This is a genomic window from Limnothrix sp. HT2024 (assembly GCF_059138625.1).
In genome coordinates this window covers 2,121,721-2,139,328 of record NZ_CM181121.1, presented here as the reverse complement: position 1 = coordinate 2,139,328, position 17,608 = coordinate 2,121,721, and the positions used below count along the sequence as shown (strand labels likewise).

At 51.3% G+C, this 17,608-nt stretch carries 14 protein-coding genes; 5 read left to right on the top strand and 9 right to left on the bottom strand.

The window, feature by feature from the left end; genetic code table 11:
- A complete protein-coding gene (locus tag AC2IAX_RS08490; protein ID WP_494390163.1) occupies positions 1–696 on the top strand; it encodes a ribonuclease HII in 696 nt (231 codons plus the stop codon).
- Here AC2IAX_RS08490 and AC2IAX_RS08485 read toward each other — a convergent pair.
- The 4 genes from AC2IAX_RS08485 to AC2IAX_RS08470 form a co-directional block, all read right to left on the bottom strand.
- Positions 677–1,255, bottom strand: coding sequence for a Uma2 family endonuclease (locus tag AC2IAX_RS08485; RefSeq protein ID WP_494390162.1), 579 nt, complete (start codon positions 1,253–1,255; stop codon positions 677–679). The genes AC2IAX_RS08490 and AC2IAX_RS08485 overlap by 20 nt on opposite strands.
- A gap of 51 nt (positions 1,256–1,306) precedes the next feature.
- A complete protein-coding gene (locus AC2IAX_RS08480) occupies positions 1,307–2,536 on the bottom strand; it encodes an ABC transporter ATP-binding protein (RefSeq protein ID WP_494390161.1) in 1,230 nt (409 codons plus the stop codon).
- Between the two features lie 70 nt (positions 2,537–2,606).
- Positions 2,607–3,185 carry a Uma2 family endonuclease gene (locus tag AC2IAX_RS08475; protein WP_494390160.1) on the bottom strand — a complete coding sequence of 193 codons (579 nt, stop codon included), beginning with the start codon at positions 3,183–3,185 and terminating at the stop codon, positions 2,607–2,609.
- A gap of 7 nt (positions 3,186–3,192) precedes the next feature.
- Positions 3,193–3,816: a hypothetical protein gene (locus tag AC2IAX_RS08470; RefSeq protein WP_494390159.1), complete on the bottom strand. Its 624-nt coding sequence runs from the start codon at positions 3,814–3,816 to the stop codon at positions 3,193–3,195.
- 336 nt (positions 3,817–4,152) lie between these two features.
- Here AC2IAX_RS08470 and crtD point away from each other — a divergent pair, with 336 nt between their 5' ends.
- Entirely contained in the window at positions 4,153–5,706 is a 1,554-nt protein-coding gene (crtD, locus tag AC2IAX_RS08465) for a C-3',4' desaturase CrtD (RefSeq protein ID WP_494390158.1), read from the top strand.
- A 143-nt stretch (positions 5,707–5,849) separates the two neighbouring features.
- Here crtD and AC2IAX_RS08460 read toward each other — a convergent pair whose 3' ends face one another.
- Positions 5,850–10,055 (bottom strand): NACHT domain-containing protein, encoded by a 4,206-nt coding sequence (locus tag AC2IAX_RS08460; protein ID WP_494390157.1) that lies wholly within the window; start codon positions 10,053–10,055, stop codon positions 5,850–5,852.
- Positions 10,056–10,619: 564 nt separating this feature from the next.
- Between AC2IAX_RS08460 and AC2IAX_RS08455 the strand changes: the two genes are divergently transcribed.
- A complete protein-coding gene (locus AC2IAX_RS08455; protein ID WP_494390330.1) occupies positions 10,620–11,090 on the top strand; it encodes a DUF309 domain-containing protein in 471 nt (156 codons plus the stop codon).
- 234 nt (positions 11,091–11,324) lie between these two features.
- Positions 11,325–14,039 (top strand): chloride channel protein, encoded by a 2,715-nt coding sequence (locus tag AC2IAX_RS08450; RefSeq protein ID WP_494390156.1) that lies wholly within the window; start codon positions 11,325–11,327, stop codon positions 14,037–14,039.
- 15 nt (positions 14,040–14,054) lie between these two features.
- Here AC2IAX_RS08450 and AC2IAX_RS08445 read toward each other — a convergent pair whose 3' ends face one another.
- From AC2IAX_RS08445 to coaE, 3 genes are read right to left on the bottom strand one after another with little or no spacing between them, the layout of a single operon-like run.
- Positions 14,055–14,504 carry a DUF3531 family protein gene (locus tag AC2IAX_RS08445; RefSeq protein WP_494390155.1) on the bottom strand — a complete coding sequence of 150 codons (450 nt, stop codon included), beginning with the start codon at positions 14,502–14,504 and terminating at the stop codon, positions 14,055–14,057.
- A 54-nt stretch (positions 14,505–14,558) separates the two neighbouring features.
- Positions 14,559–15,563 (bottom strand): arsenosugar biosynthesis radical SAM (seleno)protein ArsS, encoded by a 1,005-nt coding sequence (gene arsS / locus AC2IAX_RS08440; protein WP_494390154.1) that lies wholly within the window; start codon positions 15,561–15,563, stop codon positions 14,559–14,561.
- Positions 15,564–15,617: 54 nt separating this feature from the next.
- Entirely contained in the window at positions 15,618–16,205 is a 588-nt protein-coding gene (coaE, locus tag AC2IAX_RS08435; protein WP_494390153.1) for a dephospho-CoA kinase, read from the bottom strand.
- A gap of 124 nt (positions 16,206–16,329) precedes the next feature.
- Here coaE and AC2IAX_RS08430 point away from each other — a divergent pair, with 124 nt between their 5' ends.
- Positions 16,330–16,863 (top strand): pentapeptide repeat-containing protein, encoded by a 534-nt coding sequence (locus AC2IAX_RS08430; RefSeq protein WP_494390152.1) that lies wholly within the window; start codon positions 16,330–16,332, stop codon positions 16,861–16,863.
- Between the two features lie 84 nt (positions 16,864–16,947).
- Here the strand turns inward: AC2IAX_RS08430 and AC2IAX_RS08425 are convergent, their stop codons facing one another.
- Positions 16,948–17,289 carry a hypothetical protein gene (locus tag AC2IAX_RS08425; RefSeq protein ID WP_494390151.1) on the bottom strand — a complete coding sequence of 114 codons (342 nt, stop codon included), beginning with the start codon at positions 17,287–17,289 and terminating at the stop codon, positions 16,948–16,950.
- Between the last annotated feature and the right edge of the window lie 319 nt (positions 17,290–17,608).

The window sequence follows — 17,608 nt, the reverse complement described above, 5'->3', positions numbered from 1 at the left end:
ATGGGGAGTAAAGCGGTGCGGTCTAGGGATGAGGCGATCGGGACGGAATCGTTGCCCGATCGCCCCCTGACCGACTCCATTCCTCCGGCTCCCGATCAATCCCCATGGACTGCGGGGGTGGATGAGGTGGGCCGCGGAGCACTGTTTGGGCCCGTGGTAGCGGCGGCTGTGATTTTGACAGCCGAGGCGGAAAGCGACTTGCGGACTTTGGGCGTGCGGGATAGCAAGCAACTCTCGGCTCGCCAACGCCAAGCCCTGGTGGAACCGATTCGCGATCGGGCGGTGGCCTGGGCGATCGCGGAAGCCTCCGTGGCCGAAATTGATCAACTCAACATTTTGCAAGCCACTTTGCTGGCCATGCGGCGGGCCCTGGAGCAATTGCATCCTCGCCCCGATCGCTGCCTAGTGGACGGCAATCGACCCATTCCCAACTTGTTTTGCCCCCAAGAAACGCTCATTCAGGGCGATCGACAATCGATCGCGATCGCCGCCGCCAGCATTTTGGCGAAAGTTCACCGCGATCAACAGATCATTGACTGCGCGGCACAATACCCGGGCTATGACCTAGCTGCCAACAAGGGCTATGGCACGGCGGCCCATCGGGCAGCCTTACAAACCCTTGGCCCCACGCCGCTCCATCGACGTTCTTTCGCACCCTGTCAGTTGACCCTAAATCTCAGTGAGCTTCCGAGATAGGGTCAGGATCTGCAAAAGCAATCTGGCGATAAATCGTTTTCACGGATAGGGTTAGATCGATCGCCCCTAGATTGATCGCGTCGTCTAGGCCATAGTCCGACAATACCCACTGGCCCCGATCGTTCCGTTCAAACACTTCAATGGCCGGGCGATCGACCTGCACCAAAACGTAGGTTTGCAGGGTGTCTAAACGGCGGTAGGCGGCAAACTTTGCCCCGCGATCGAAGGATTCCGTAGAGGGTGATAGGACTTCGACAATCAAGGATGGAAATTGGATGAAGCGCTCATCTTGGTCGCGATCGTCGCAGGTCACCACCAGATCGGGATAGAAATACTTGCGCCCTGGAACTGCCTGCACTTTGATATCGGAAATATAGACCTCACAGGGGCGATCGGCGAGGGCTGCGAAAATGTTACCGGCGATGCGATTGTGCGATCGGGTGCTGCCGCTCATGGCGATCGGTTCGCCGTCCCAAAATTCGTGGCGTTCCGCTTGGATGGTTTCCCAGGCAAAGTATTCCTCAGCCGTCAGTAGCGGGCGATCGGGTAAGGCAACCATGGGCAGCGATCGGGCGCGATCAGACCAACATCTAACTTCAGGATACAAAACCTAGGGATAGAGAGCCGTACCAGTGCTGGGGTCGAATAGATAGAGTTGGTCGCTGGGAATCGATAGCCACAATTCATCACCCAGGGCGATCGGCCGATCGGGCGGCAGGCGCACCTGCAACGGTTTGGCCGGGGCCTCTTCCAAGGTGCGCACTAATCCCCGGTCGATCGGTTCCACCAGCGCATAGGTTTCCGACCCCAGCGCCTCCACCTGCAACACGCGCACCGGCAAATTCTTCGGCGCAGGCAAACCGTCGCTCCAGTGCTCTGGCCGCACTCCCAGCCACAACGCCCGGCCGTCGTAGGGTTCTAGGGTTTTGTCCCAAATTTCCGGCAGGGTCATCCGAAATTCGCCATTGGTCAGCAGCGCTGGCCGCTTCACCCACACGGGCAAAAAATTCATGGTAGGTGAGCCGATGAACTCCGCCACAAACCGATTAGCCGGCTGGCGATAGAGTTCCAGCGGGGCGGCGATTTGCTGAATTTGCCCACCGTTGAGCACCGCAATTCGATCGCCCATGGTCATCGCTTCCACCTGGTCGTGGGTGACATAGACCGTAGTGGTTTTCAGCTTGCGTTGGAGTTGCACAATTTGCGATCGGGTCTCCGTGCGCAACTTCGCATCCAAATTACTCAGCGGCTCATCCATCAAAAACACTTGCGGGTTCCGAGCGATCGCCCGACCCAGAGCCACCCGCTGCTTTTGGCCGCCGGACAATTCCTTGGGCAGGCGATCAAGCAAATGATCAATTTGCAGCATTTCCGCCACGTGCCGCACCTGCTGGGCGATCGATCGCTCCTGCTCCGACTCGTAGCGCCACGGTTTGGGGAGTCGCCGCGTCAGCCCCACCGCCAGCGGTTCCCATTTTTGCCAACCTTCGGCGGCGGGAGGATTCAACCGCCGTAGACCGAAAGCGATGTTGTCATAGACATTCAGGTGTGGATAGAGCGCATAGCTTTGGAACACCATGGCCACGTCTCGCGCCTTGGGGGGCAAGGGATCGACGCGCCGATCGCCCACCCAAATTTCGCCGCCCGTCACAGCTTCCAGACCCGCAATCGATCGCAGCAGGGTGCTTTTGCCGCAACCGGACGGCCCCACCAGCACCAAAAATTCACCGTCCTCGATCGTCAGGCTAATCCGCCGCAGCACGGCCGTGGGACTGCCACCGGGCGCGCGATCGCGGGGCGGATAGCTTTTGTAGACGTTATCCAAAACGACACGAGCCACGGCAATTCAACTAGAGCGCAGGTCTCGACCATTATATGGATTGGGATATGGATTGATCTGTGGGGATTGGTTATTGGGATTCGCTAAACACGACGCGGCGATAAATTTGGGCGATCGGCAGGGTGACGGGCAAGGTTTTGAGGGCGATCGCACCCAGGCGATCGCTGTAGTCACAAAATTGCCAATTCGAGTCATCCAGCTTCCAAAAATGGGTGATGAAGGATTCATCTTGCCGAACCAACAGATATTCCGCAAACTCAGGAATCGATCGATAAAATCGAAACTTGTCAGCACGATCAAACAGTTCCGTAGAGGGCGACAACACCTCAACTAAAAAACAGGGATTCAGCACCTCATCATCCCGATCGTCATGCCGTTGCGGTGGCCCAGCAATCACCATCACATCGGGATAAGTTCCCCGTTGATAGGTCGGAATCCAGAGCCGTAGATCGCTGTTAAAAACCTCAAATTGGGTTTGATCCAGTTGGCTAATCAATAAACTGCAAATCTCCGTTGCAATTCGGCTGTGATTAATTGACCCTCCCGGCATTTCCCAGATGACTCCATTGGCATATTCGTGACGTTGTTCTGACCTTTCCTCAAGCGATCGATACTCAGCCAAGGAGTAGCGCTGTTCAACCGCTAGCATGATGTTTTTACCCCTCTAGATGATCGATAGTCTTCAAGATCACTTGAAAAATCCCTAGAATCGTTTGGATTTCTTTGAAATAATATTCATCTCGATCAATATAAACCGTGCGATCGCACAGCTTCAGAAACTTCCAAGTTGTACCCGTGGTCACTACCCCATAAACCCAAGGCAGAGGACGATTTTCCCGTTCATTAAATAACCAAGCGGCGTACATTGTGGCGATGCATTGACCTAAACCCGCGACGATATCTTCTTTTTTCGCTTCCACAATGGCGATCGCGGGAGCAGCAATATACAGTTGCTCAGGACTCAGGCTCAAGAGGTAGTCACACTGACCGTATAGACCTCGCTTGCGATCGACCGTGAAACTCCGTCCTGAAAACAAGCTGACTTGGGCATCAACTTGCTTACGTACCTCGGTCAAAATAGGCGCAATGATCCATTCTGATCGGGATTTTTCAGTATTAATGGCTAGCGCGATCGATGTTCCTTCCGCCAAGGTTAGTTCCAAGTAGGGACTGATGGTCACGGATGGAATTTGGCTGAGATCAAAGAGCGATTGATCTTCAACTAAGGTGATGCCAAATGTTTCCTTAACGGTCTTAAGAGAAAACCTGCTGTAGACCATTTTGAAACGCTGGCTGTCCGCAATTTTGTTGAAGATTGGGCAAGTTCAGACGTACTGAGAAAATCCTGCTCCACCCAAGCTGCGACACAGTGACTGAGGCTAGGGGCTGTCCCCTAATTCTTGTGTTGCGAGATCTCGGGGGCAAGGGGCTTAAGCCCCTTGTCTAGAGCGGTTGCAATCAGCACATTAGTTATCCAGTGTTGATCGATCCAATTTGATGGCGTGTCCTAACCCTGGCTAAACCTGATTATGGCACTCCCGGACGATCGGCTCGGAGATGAGTGATAATTTACAAAAGTTTACAAATTTATAATTCATCCCTGATCGCTCTGTCCTATGACCCAAACCACCGCAACCGATGCAAACCGCCCGATCGTGGTGATTGGGGCGGGAATTGGCGGCCTGACCACGGCGGCCCTGCTGGCGCGACGGGGGCGATCGGTCAAGGTGTTTGATTTGGCGATCGTGCCGGGGGGCTGTGCATCCACCTTTCGGCGGCGGGGCTTCACCTTTGAGGTGGGCGCGACCCAGGTGGCGGGGTTGGAACCGGGCGGCATCCATCACCGGATTTTTGGCGAATTGGGCATCGAGCTGCCGGCCGCACAGCCCTGCGATCCGGCCTGTGCGGTGTTTTTGCCGGGGGAAACGGAGCCGATTTCCGTGTGGCGCGACCCCGATCGCTGGCGGGCAGAGCGATCGCGGCAATTTCCCGGGAGCGAACCCTTTTGGCGGCTGTTGGCGGATTTATTTCGCTATAGCTGGGAGTTTCAGGCGGGCGATCCGGTATTGCCGCCGGGCAATGCTTGGGATGTGGCGCAACTGCTAAAGGCGGTGAAACCTAGCACCCTGCTGACGGCTCCCCATGCTTTTTCGACGGTGGGCGACCTGTTGCGGCGGCTGGGCTTGGCGGGCGATCGCCGCTTGAAAACCTTTTTGGATATGCAACTGAAGCTCTATTCCCAGGTGGGGGCGGACGAAACGGCCCTGCTCTACGCGGCGACGGCGTTGGGGTTGTCCCAGGAACCCTTTGGGCTGTACCACCTGGAGGGCAGTATGCAGGTATTGAGCGATCGCCTGTTGGAATCGTTAACCCGGGACGGCGGCCAGCTCCAGATGCGCCATCGAGTTGAGCGGATCATCACTGAAAACGGCCAAACGACGGGTGTACTGGTTCGGAACCTGAAAACCGATGAGACTTGGATTGAACCGGCGGCGGCGGTGGTGGCCAATGTGCCGATCCAGAACTTGACGGAGATGGTCGATTGGCCGAGCGATCGCCCCTGGTTTGATCGCCTGACCACGGATTTCTATCGATCGCGCGCCGAGAAACTGCCGGAACCCTCGGGCGCATTCGTGGTCTATTTGGGGGTCGATCGCGCCGCCCTACCCGCCGACTGCCCACCTCACCTGCAATTCCTCTACGACTGGGACGGCCCCGTGGGCGAAAACAACTCGCTGTTTGTGTCTGTCAGCCGCGAGGGCGATGGACGTGCCCCGGCCGGGATGGCGACGATCACGGCTTCTTCCTTTGTGGATCCGCAGCCTTGGTATCGTTGCCGCGATCGGGCGGAGTACGAAGCCCTGAAAACCCGCTACACCGAAGAGGCGATCGAGAAGCTGGGCCGTTATTTCCAGCTTGATGCCGGGGCGATCGTCCATTGCGAAGCCGCCACCCCCCGCACCTTTGAAGACTTCACGGGCCGCAAGTTCGGCTACGTGGGCGGCGTGGGAATGCGCGTTTCGACCTTTGGCCCCTTCGCGATCGGGAATCGCACGCCGGTTCCGGGTCTTTGGCTGGTGGGCGACTCCACTCACCCGGGCGAAGGCACAGCGGGCACGAGCTATTCCGCCCTCACCACCGTCCGCCAAATGACCGCCGCCGGGTTTTGAGAACCAACGCCCTAGAATCGGACATTTTCGTATAAATCAGACAGGGCACATTCCACGGGAATTGATGAGAGCACCAGGCGATCGTGCGGACTTTCGTAATGCGATCTTCGTAGCTTATGCTAGACATTGATTTTGAAAGTTAATCATCTTAGTGCTGCATTCAAAACAAATGCGCGAACTCTTGAATTTTCTGAAATCAAGTCTTGAGCTTGATCATGAAGTCTTGCTTTTACTGTATCTAAATTGAACTTTTTTGATTGTTGGTATCTTGAATCCTTAGAATCCCATTGCTGACAGTTGAACCAGCCTACTAAATATAATCCATATGCATGAGGATTATCGGACAGGTAACGCCCAACTAGTTGAGATTGCATGGCGCTAAAGAGTTCTTTATGCCAACAGCCTTTAACCTCAATGATCACAGTTGCTGAACCAATTTTAGTGCCATCTTCATTTTGCAAGACAGCGTTAACATGAATATCCGTGCGTTCTCCCAAATTGCCTCCTAAATTACTACGTATTTCAACTTCACGATTGACAACAATTGCTCGATGCCTTAAGTCATCTTCCAAAAAGCGCTTGATGTAATCAGATAGGCCATTTTCGCTGCGAGGTCTATAAATCTTCTTATCAACTTCATTCCATAGATCTTGCACAGCAGAGGTTTCTCCTTGCAATTTAGATTCAAGGCGACCTAGGGATTCAAGCAATATATCCAGCAAATGATTGCTATCTTGAATTAGTCTCTTTTCTGTGCTGGCAATGAGTTGCTTAATATGCTCTAATTCAAGAGGTCGCCATGTCTTGCGACGCATATTGGCTTGGGTATCAACCAAAACTCTCTTAAGCCAGCCTAGGTTCGGCAGTTCTTGAACAAGCCTCTGAATTGCTATACAGGCTTCTTGCGTCCCTCGATTGATGAGTTGATCTATTATTTTTCTTCTTAACTCATTGATATAGTCTTTGGGTCTTATAAGCATAAGAATTGTTTCTTTTTTTTCTTCATAAGGGTATTGATTGATTAGCCAAATATAAAAATCAGCTAATTGCATCTCAGTTAAGTTTAACTGAATTCCGTCAAAATATCTTTTGGTTGCCGTTTCAATGACCTCGCGACCAAATAATTCATCCCTTTGAAAGAGTGACCATATAAGCGACCAGCTAATTGGATCGCAGTCTCTTAGCAAAACAGCCGAAACTATTAGAGTTTTTTCTCGCTGCTCCTGATCTAAACTAACCGATAAAGATAGTATATCTCTAGCGATTTTTCTGGCTTCATTCGATCCCTTTTCAATCAGTTCTTTGAGTAGGCCTCCATAAAGTTTTGGTGTTAGTTTTGGATCTTTTAGCTTTTCTAAAATTGTCAACTCTAGACTAGAGTCCCAACATTGGTCAAAAAGTCTAATTACGAGTATGGAATCATATTTTTGAATCTCTTGCTCAAGAACAATCAAGAACGTATCAACACACTCTTGAGGAGCATGGGTATAGGCATGAGCAACTAAGACTTGATATGAACTGCCATACACATCGTTACCAGGCATTGCAACCATGACCGATGCCCATCGCTTCCATATATCTGATGACAAAGACTGTATAAAATCCGGTTCTTGCTTGAGTAGCAACAGTAGGGCACGGCAACCTGCTATTGATTGACGGTCATAGCTATCAGTGCCAATCCATCCACTGACTGAATCTTGTTGGTGCTGGATGTAGTATCTAGCACCTTGAACAATACGGTTACGGATATTTTCGGTAGAATCTTGCCAGCCTGGAAGAGCTGTTAAGTCCAATCCAAAATCACTGCCATAAAATTTGCTATCAGGCCGCAGCGTCATTTCTAAATTGAGCTGCAACCAAGCATCTATTTCTCCCGACTCTAGTTGATTGAGGCACTGAAAAATTCTATCTTGGGGTGATGGATCTAAAGGTTTCGGCTTGAACTGATATTTCTGGCATTCCATGTACTCTTGGTATGTGCTTCGTTGATTTTTTTCCTCATCTGAATTGAAAGCGACTGACTTAAAGTAATCGACAAAGATCTTGCTTAAAATATTGTTGAATTGACACTTAACAAGAATTGCATCTATTTGTCTTGCATCTTGACGATCAAAGCTGCGTTCAATCATCTTAGACCAAAGATTCTGAATTTTTGCAGAATTTGATTGCTCAAGATTGTCTAGCATCCAATAAATATCTTCAGATATTAAGATGTTTTTATCCAAAAAAGTTTGCAGAAAATACGTCTCAACTCCCAATTCTGCCATGATTGGTATTGCTGATTGAATTAGAAAGCGCCTTTTTGAGAAATCACTTAGAAGTTGTGAAGCCATTTCATCTTCTATTTCACGGTTGCTGACAACACGTTGGTATTCTTGGTGCTGTAGCAGGGCAACCCTTATAAAGCTCTCTACCATTCCTGGATATTCAAAATTTTCCCATGCTTTCTTGAGAAAACTATCTCCCACTCGTTCAAAAGGATGCCCGAGGTATCTAATTCCTTGTTGATATAGCCAGTTAAGAGCAATGACTAGATCGCAAGGTTGAATTTCCTGAACTAGGTGAAAGTCCACAAATCGCCAATATGATCCATGCCAATTTGGACTTTTGGGTGATGTAAGAGCCTTAAACAACTCATCGCTTGATATTAATTTTGGCCAGAGTGTATGCAGCGCGTAACCTTTGAGTTGATCTTGCTGATCTTCCGGTAGAAATTCCGTAGCTAAAGGCTTTAATTTTAGTTTGGTACTGTCATCTGCGATTGCAGATAAGCAATCAACTGCTTCTTCCCTCAAATCAATTGACTGTGAAGAATCTAAAGCAAGGTTCAGTAAGTCTTCTTGAAGATCAGATAAATCACAAGCTTTAGCGATAAAAATTGCCAGCCCCCTTGCTTCAACTTGTTGATTAGTGTTTTGAATGTATGACCGAAGTTGGGAAGCAAGGCTCGGATGCTTGAGCTTCTTGTAATTGTTGATTTCGACTAATGAGTAAGAATATAATTCACCTTTTTCATATTTAAGCAATAGCTTGCCTACAATTTCCTTCCGTAGACATTCATCCATGGGAATATCGCTCTTTAGGACTATATCTGGATCACTTTTAATAACTTCTTGAAGAACGTCTAATCTCATGCTTGCCAGCCATGCCACAGTTCCATGAAGCTGAGGAACAACTCGATTTTCACACTCGTTAGAGATAAAAATGAGTTCCTTGATCTGAGCCAGCGGCAAACTATGTTGAACTAAGTACCAAGCTGCTAAAAATTCAGCATAAGTTTTGTGTGCCCATCCTATTTGGTGCGGCCCATAAGCTGAAAACAACCCTGTTTCTAAAACATCTCTAAGAGCTTTTTGAGTGACCTCAAACTTTCTACTACTAGCTATTTCATAACCATAAGATAGCTTGGTTAATTTAATATCCTCGGATGGCATATCTCCTTGATCTAAGCTCGTCCATATAGATGAGCGATTGGTAAAAATAGTGACGGCTGCAATCCGAGCTGCTATGATTAATCGCTGCTCACTCTCTAGTTCATATTCATGAGAAATCCGATTGACTTCTATGCAAAGTTGCTCGCAGCCATCACGATACAATTCATGCACTTTTTCGTGATAGCATAATTTCCTGTTATTTTTTGAATAAGTATTCAACAGAAAATTTAAGGTAAGAGGGTTTAGTGCCAATGAAACTAGGTCATTGCGACTAACTTCTTCTAAAAAAAGATCAGCAGAGAGGTTCTTTTGATTTGCTGCTTCAGCAACATCTACTCGACGAAGTGGAGCTAGCTCATAAATACCTATAGAATTTTGAGACCAAAGATTCTGTAGATCTTTTTCTGAAATTGCTGGCCAAGCTCCTGTTCGGCAAGCAATGCGCAAATATAAGCGGTGAAGCTGATTCTTATGAATCTTGAATTCATCAATCAAAATAGCTGCGAGTTTCTTAATATTAAGTAGACACTCATCAAAACTATCGAGAAAAATATGAAGCTTATGGCTTCCAGCTTGCCAAGAGCGGAATTTACTACTCTCAAATAAATTACGGACTAGTCTACTTTCATCACCATATGATCGAAGATTGAGAAAATATTCTTCATCTCCGTTACTTCTAATTTGATTAGAAATTCTTTCGTACCCTGTTTCTAGAACTTTAGATTTGCCAATTCCCGCTTCACCTAAAAGGATTAAGCACGGGAAAGAGAGTATTTCGTCAAGAGATACTAGATTAGGGTTATATGCTTTACCATACTTCTCATCTGGATCGTATAGATATCCACCATCGGCCAAGCTAATGCGCTCGGCACGAGGATACCAAAATCGTTTCCAACGGTAAACTGGCTCTGACACTCTAGATAGCGGGAGTGATACTGCTTCTTCTCAGCATAACTTGCTGAGACAAAATTTGTGTTCTGAAACTCACTGGACAGGATACAGCCTTTACCTAAAATTCTAGGCACATTATAACGAGGGACACCTAAAGACTGTAACTGGTTTACCAAGTGCGGTAACTGTACTTAATAAACGAGGTAAAAGCTGTATGTCTAATGATTCAGAACAATATTATTTGTACAAGCTCACTTGAGAATTGCTGCCCCTTGACGCTCCCAGAACGATCAATGTTTAGTTCCTTGTACTCGTCACTATGCCCTGTAATACCCCAATGGTTGATGCTGGCCCGGTCTACGGTGGGATAGTGGCTATGAATGAGTAAGGTGTGGAACCGGGTCGGCCAAGCTAGATCTGCGCTGCTCTTAGGAACTATCTTTTAAATGGAAAAAATTTGTGCAATTCTCGTTGGGGAAGCTGGCGAACTTGCGGCATCCAAAGATCAGCCTGAAACGATCCTGAGACGATGACGATCGCCCTGTGGATCGATCGCGCCTTTTTAACCCTGAACCGTTACCCAGCGCCATGATTGAGGAATCACAACCCAACACTCCGTTTTGGCAAGGAATTGAGCAATTTAACCGTGGGGAGTTTTATGCTTGCCATGACACGATCGAGGCGTTGTGGGTGGTGGCAAATGAGCCGGAGCGCACGTTTTATCAAGGGGTTTTGCAAGTGGCGGTGGCGCTCCATCACCTCAGCAATTTGAATTGGCGCGGAGCGGCTATTTTGTTGGGTGAAGGGTTAAGCCGCTTGAATAAATATGACGACCACTACAGTGGAATTGATGTAAACCAGTTCATTGCTCAGGTGGCGGATGTTTTGCACTTCGTGCAAGTGATGGGGCCCGATCGGGTAGAAACTGCCGCGATCGCCTTGGGATTACGAACTGGGTCGCTTCCTGTGGAGTTGGGAAGTTTGGAATCATTTCCTCAGCAATCTTTGCCGCGTATCCTGCCGGCCGCCCAAGCCTGCTCGGGAGAAGAAACCCCGTAAGAAAAGGGCCGGGGCAGCAAGATTCTGTCCACAATTCTCTAAATTTGTCCGATTGATCGGTAAGATTCAAAAACATCCCCATTGAATTTCAATCGGGCGAAATAGCAATTCAGTAGGACTTGAATAGCCCTTAAATGATCGTCGGCTGGCAGTGAGGCCATTGGCACCCGCCTTCTGACTGATCGGATCGTTCGGCGCGATCATGCTGCGTGATCGTTTTCAGGAAGCGCGTTTGTGGCAAACGATTGGTATCGCCGCTATAACCCCTTTGGCGAGCAATGGCATCCCCTGCGGTGGGTACGGCCATTCATGCGTCCCAAGACCTTGGCCCTGCTGGAGTCTTGCACGATCGGGCTAATTGCTGGGCTGGCTGCTGTGTTGATGAAGTGGGGGGCGGCTTGGGTGGGAACCCAGCGGATCGCGATCGCCACCCGTAGCCCTGTGCCGGCCCTGGCGTTGGCGGCGGTGGGGGTGGTGGGCTGTTGGCTGGCTGGCTGGTTGGTGCAGCGCTTTTCGCCGGATGCTGGGGGCAGCGGCATTCCGCAGGTCAAGGCCAAGCTAGCCTTTGGGCCGATCCTGCTGGATTGGCGGGCTGTCTGGGTCAAGTTATTGGCCACCACGCTCACCTTGGGGTCTGGGTTAACCCTGGGTCGCCAGGGGCCCACGGTGCATGTGGGCGCTTCCATTGCGGCCCAACTCAGTCGCTGGATTCCCACTTCACCGGCCTATCGCCGCCAAACGATTGCCGCCGGGGCTGCCGCTGGTTTGGCGGCTGGGTTTAATGCCCCGATCGCGGGTGTGCTGTTTGCGGTGGAAGAGCTGCTGCATGATGTGTCGGGTTTGACCCTGGGACCGGCTCTGTTGGCGGCCTTTGTGGGCGCGGTGGTGGCGCAGTCCTTGGGCGGTGATATTTTGCCCGTCAGCTTGAACCTATCGCGGGTGGCCACGGAATTTACGGCACGGGATATTCCGGCCTATCTGTTGTTGGGGTTGCTGGCCGGTTGGTTAGGAGCCAATTTCAATCGGGGGGTGATTGCCAGTTTGGGTCTCTATCGCCGGTTGCAGTGGGGGTTGCCGGAGCGGATGGCCCTGGCCGGTGGGATTACGGGACTGGGCATGGCCATGCTACCGCCAGCGTTTTGGAACTATAGCTGGCTGCGGGAAGATTTGGTGTTGGGGGGAACGGCTTGGCAAGGGGCCGCGATCGCCTTTGGGGCCCATTTCCTGTTGACCTTGGTGGCCTTTGGTTCCGGTGCGCCGGGGGGCTTGTTTGGCCCTTCGCTGATTTTGGGGGCCGCCTTGGGCAGTGTGGTGGGGGCCTTGGTGGGGGCCCCCTCGATCGCCACCTACGCTCTAGCCGGGATGGGGGCATTTTTTGCGGCGGTGTCACGGGTGCCAATCACCGCGATCGCGATTGTGTTTGAAATGGCGGCAGATTTTAACTTGGTGTTGCCGCTCACCATTGGCTCCACGGTGGCCTATTTGGTGGCCGATCGCCTGGATTCTGGTTCCTTATACGATCGACTGTTGGCCCTCAAGGGATTGGAATCGGAACCGATTCCCGATGTGGATTTGCTAGCGGATTTAACGGCCAAGGATGTGATGAATCATCCGGTGGAAACCCTGCGGGCCAGCCAAACCCTGGAAACGGCCCGCCAACGGTTTGCCGATTCCCACCATCGCGGCTTTCCGGTGGTGGACGATCGGGGAAATTTGGTGGGCATTTTGACCCAATCGGACATCACGGACTTGGATGCCCAGGATTTGGCCGCTACCGATCGGGTGACGGCGGCCATGACTCCCCAGCCGATCGCGGTGCAAATTGACGATCGGCTGTCGGATATTCGCTTTTTGCTCAGTCGCTACAAACTGGGACGACTGCCCGTTTTGGAAGGACAACGGCTGGTGGGCATTGTCACACGCAGCGATCTGTTGCGGGTTGAATCTAAACGGCTGGGGGGAGAAATTAATCCCCAGCAGCCGCGCCGGCCCGCCTATGCCATCTATAAAACTCGGGGCCCCAACACGGGGCGATCGCGCATTTTGGTGCCGATCGCCAATCCAGCGGCGGCCTTGGGGCTGTTGCGGCTGGCGCTGGCCATCGCGCGCGATCGACAGGCGGAGGTGGAATGCTTGCATGTGATGTTGGTTCCTGTGGGGCAGTCTCCGGCGGAAACCTCGATCGATCCGGCGCTGGTGGCCCCCATGCGCAAACTGTTTGAACGGGCAACCCGTGCCGGTCGCCAATGGCGCATCCCCATCCATAGCCAAATTTGCTTGGCCCGGGATCCGGCCGAGGCCATTTTGGAAGTGATTCAACGGCGGCGAATCGACTTGGTGATTATGGGCTGGCAAGGGGCGATCGCCCGGCCGGGATTGCCGGTTTTTGGCGACTCGATCGCGCGGCTGTTGAACGATGCCCCCTGCGAAATCATGTTGGTGAAATGGGGAGAAGACCTGTTCAAACGGCCGCGAATCCGTCAGCAGGAGGCGGTGCAAGCCATGCTCAGTCTTGATCGCTGGTTAGTGCCGATTAGTGGTGGGCCCAATGTGGAGCGGGCCCTAAACCTGTTGCCGCCGCTGTTGGGCCTGACCCGATCGGCCGCCGTCACCCTCTGCCAAGTCGTGCCCAAGGTGGCCACCAGCGAGGAACCGGACTTCAACGAATCGGCGGCGCAACCCTGGACAACCGATCTGTTGGATCAGGCCACCGCTCGCCTCATAAAAACCAGCCCCACTTCAGTCACGGCGCTGGCTCTCTGTGCAGATCAGGTGGCTGAGACCATTTTGCACTTGGCCGAAAGTCTAGATAGCCAAGTAATTGTGTTAGGAGCTAGCCGAGAAAGCCTACTCAAACAGGTAATTCATGGCAATTTGCCGGCCACGATCGCCCAGCAATTTCAAGGCACAATCCTAGTGGTTCGCGGCCCATTGGCTGGTAATGATTAAGGACTCGATCTGGAACTAGTTAAAATCTGCGCTGGTTTGGCGTTTGCTTTCGTCAATGGGCCAATCTTCATCTTCACCACCGACGCTAATTCGACGAATTGATAGAAATTCTCGACTTAGTTGAGCAAAGGCATTAATCAACACATCCAGGGCGATCGCATCACTGGTTCCTAAATCAAACCAACAACGGGCGCGGGTTCCTTCAAACTCTACTTCGCCCATGTTGTGCATCAAAGCCATCATCGATTGATCCAGCACTTCGCTGTCATATTCCATATAGCTCAAGTCCAAGCCCACTTCTTGAACCTGTGCATTTTCGGCATTGAATCCGCCCAATTTCCCCAGAAAAAACCAGGAATCAAAAACCTCTTCAATATATTGCTGTTCCATGCGTCCCGGAACGGTTTCCAGTTCTAGCCAAATCCAAACATTAAAGGGGTCAAACTCGCGAAACTGGATGTCCATGAAGAAGAGATGGGAAAGGAATGAATCACAAATTACTGAATCAGGGAAGGCGACCTAAAGCAACGCGCCGCCACAACTGGAACCAGCCCCGGCCGTGCATCCGTAGCAGTGGCGATCGGTCTGAACCGTTTGGATTAAATCCAGAGAACCGGCTGCCAACAGATCCGCCAGGGTCAGCATTTTACCATCGGGCGATCGGGCTGGGATCTCTTCCATTTGGTTAAAATCGCAGTCGTAGAGATAGCCTCGATAGTCCACCGATAGCTGATCGCGACACATCAACCCTTCCACGGTGTCGGCATTGAAATTTTGAGCTAAAAACTGACAATAATCGGCTTCCAGTTGGCGAGCTTGCAGGGCTAATTTAGTCCGCCCGATCGGGAGATTGGTAATGGTCAGCAAATGATTGAAATCAATGTTGTGATCGGCTTTTAGACGCTGACGATAGGCCACTTCCAGGCCCGCTTGGGCCGGCGGCAGTGAAAAATTAGCTCCCGTGGGAACCGGTGGATTATAAACCAAATCGATTTGCAGTTTTGGATCTCGCCCGTAGCCCCGCTGATTTAAGAGCTTGAGAGCGGCAATGGAGCGATCGAACACACCGCGTCCCCGTTGCCGATCGACATTTTCTGACAAATAACAAGGCAACGAAGCCACAACCCGTACATGATAGTTTTGGAAAAAGTCCGGCAAATCTTCAAATCCATCCTCAAAAAAGATGGTTAAATTTGAACGAACAATCACTTCCTTTTTGGCAGCGGCTGCCGCTTGCACCAAAATCCGAAAGCCGTCGTGCATTTCTGGTGCGCCACCCGTTAAATCCACCGTTTGAATCTGTGGAAATTGCCGAATGACAGCAATTAACTGTTCGCAGACCTCTGGGCTAATGGCTTCAGTGCGTTTTGGCCCCGCTTCCACATGGCAATGGGTGCAAGCCAGGTTGCAACGTTTGCCAAGGTTGATTTGCAACACACGAATGGTGCGCTTGGTTAAGCCAGTGCCAAGGGCTTCGGAAAAAGGACGCGGAGAATCAACGGCGGCAATCACAGGACTATGCATGAAATCTCTAGAACTTCCTAGCGATAAAACTTGAACCTTCAACCTTGAAACTGGTCAATAATTTTCCCAGGCGTGATCCACTTGCTGAAATAGCTCTGGTACAGTTCCCTTGTTGTGCAAAACCACGTCGGCCCGTGCCACTTTTTGCGCCAATGGCCATTGGCTGTTGATGCGAGCTTGGGCCTGCTCAACTGTCAAATGATTGCGGGCCATTAGCCGGTGCAATTGCTGGGTGGGTTCACAGCTAACCACCCAAATTTCCGTGACTAAATCGGTCATTTGGGCTTCAAACAGCAGAGGAATAGCTAAGACAATGCTGTTCGATCGCCCTTGATGGGCCGCAATTCCAGCCAGCAGTTGGGCCCGCACGATCGGGTGGATTTGCGCTTCTAGCCATTGGCGCTCGGCCGGTTGCTGAAACACAATTTCGCCTAAACGGGGTCGATCGAGCGAACCATCAGTCCCAATCACATCAGCACCGAAGCGCTGGGCGATCGCCGGCAAAAGGGGTGACCCCGGTTCCACAGCCGATCGCGCCAACTGATCCGCATCCAGCACCGGCAATCCATAGCTTGCTGCTAAATAGTCTGACACCGTGGTTTTGCCCGTGGCAATGCCGCCCGTAAGTCCAATGATGCGCACCTGGGCCCCCTGATTGATTCCGGGACTGAACTCCTACAATAATCGTAGGCATGGCATCCCGGTTCTTTGGGGACTGTCGGCTTTGTCCCCTGTCTTCATCCCTTGCCCTATTTTTTGCACCCCCATGTTGAAGGTTCACCGCGCGATCGGCATTGTTCTTGTGGGCGCTTGGTTGAGTAGCCTGGCCCTGCCGGTGCGGGCCTTCTCGGAAAATGACCTGCTGCGATTGCGGCGCACCAATGAGTGCAGCGGTTGCGACCTCAGTGAAGCCGACCTGTCGGGCAACAGCTTCATTGGGGCGCGGTTGGTGGGGGTGAATCTCTCGAAAGCGAAGTTGGCGAATACGGATTGGTCGGGGGCTGACTTCACTGGCGCAAATTTGGAAGGGGTTGACCTGTCGGGGGCTCGGTTGTTTGAGGCCAAGTTTCAGGCGACGAATCTGATTGGTGCAACCCTTTCCGGGGCTGATTTGACCAATGCCAATCTATTCCAGGCGTTTTTGCGTGGGGCCAAGCTCGATCGCGCCGTGTTGTTTTATGCCAACCTCAGCAACGCTGACCTGACCAACGCGGACTTAACCGGCGCAGATTTGACCCTGGCGGAACTGAACGGGGCCAAGTTGAGCGGGGCCCAACTGCCACCGGGTTTTCGACTTTAGGCCTGGGGTGAGCCAAGGCCCCGAGGCTGCCTTGGAACCTTGGCACAAGCTGACCAGCTTTGGCTCCAGTTAGCTCCAGTTGGCTTAACTCAGCAGTGCCTCAAATTCCTGGCGCAACCCATCCGCATTGCCCAACCGCGACACCATTAAGCTGCCTTGGCCTGCATCCGCAAGGCGATGTTTCCAAAAGGCGATCGCCTCAGCATTTTGCATCCAAAAATCCACCACCGTGGCGGAAATATCGTCCCAAGACCAGTCATGCCGCCAAATCACCGGTTCGATCGATTCCAAGGTGGCATCCAGCGTGCATTGAAAACTGCCGATATATTCCACAGGGGGAGCGGGCGATCGCTCAATTAACTGTTGTTGCTCATGAAAAAAGTGCAGCATTGGAGACACACCCACAATTTCAAATGTGTAATCCATGGCAAACTCCCACAAATTTCAAAGGGCACTTCTGAACAATGGATCCGCAATCTTCTCCGAGAGCATGTCTGAAAGACTGAGAGTGTGATTGCAGGTAATGAACGTCATGAAATTGAATGAAAAGGAATTTGTTCTGATTCGTTCTGAGTTATGAATGGGGTTGTGAATTGATTCTTGACTTTATGTATTAGCGCAACTCTTTTGTTCCTGGCAATGATTTTGGAGATTTTTGGGTAAATGCAACAACCTTGTAAAAATCTCAAGTTATAAAAGACTCAATTGATACAAAAAAATCGTTTCACTGACTGCAATCTATTAG

Excerpts from the sequence above, each read along its gene's own strand:
- AC2IAX_RS08490 (WP_494390163.1), top strand. The coding sequence starts at position 1 with ATGGGGAGTAAAGCGGTGCGGTCTAGGGATGAGGCGATCGGGACGGAA.
- AC2IAX_RS08485 (WP_494390162.1), bottom strand. The coding sequence starts at position 1,255 with ATGGTTGCCTTACCCGATCGCCCGCTACTGACGGCTGAGGAATACTTT.
- AC2IAX_RS08475 (WP_494390160.1), bottom strand. The coding sequence starts at position 3,185 with ATGCTAGCGGTTGAACAGCGCTACTCCTTGGCTGAGTATCGATCGCTT.
- AC2IAX_RS08470 (WP_494390159.1), bottom strand. The coding sequence starts at position 3,816 with ATGGTCTACAGCAGGTTTTCTCTTAAGACCGTTAAGGAAACATTTGGC.
- crtD (WP_494390158.1), top strand. The coding sequence starts at position 4,153 with ATGACCCAAACCACCGCAACCGATGCAAACCGCCCGATCGTGGTGATT.
- AC2IAX_RS08455 (WP_494390330.1), top strand. The coding sequence starts at position 10,620 with ATGATTGAGGAATCACAACCCAACACTCCGTTTTGGCAAGGAATTGAG.
- AC2IAX_RS08445 (WP_494390155.1), bottom strand. The coding sequence starts at position 14,504 with ATGGACATCCAGTTTCGCGAGTTTGACCCCTTTAATGTTTGGATTTGG.
- arsS (WP_494390154.1), bottom strand. The coding sequence starts at position 15,563 with ATGCATAGTCCTGTGATTGCCGCCGTTGATTCTCCGCGTCCTTTTTCC.
- AC2IAX_RS08430 (WP_494390152.1), top strand. The coding sequence starts at position 16,330 with ATGTTGAAGGTTCACCGCGCGATCGGCATTGTTCTTGTGGGCGCTTGG.
- AC2IAX_RS08425 (WP_494390151.1), bottom strand. The coding sequence starts at position 17,289 with ATGGATTACACATTTGAAATTGTGGGTGTGTCTCCAATGCTGCACTTT.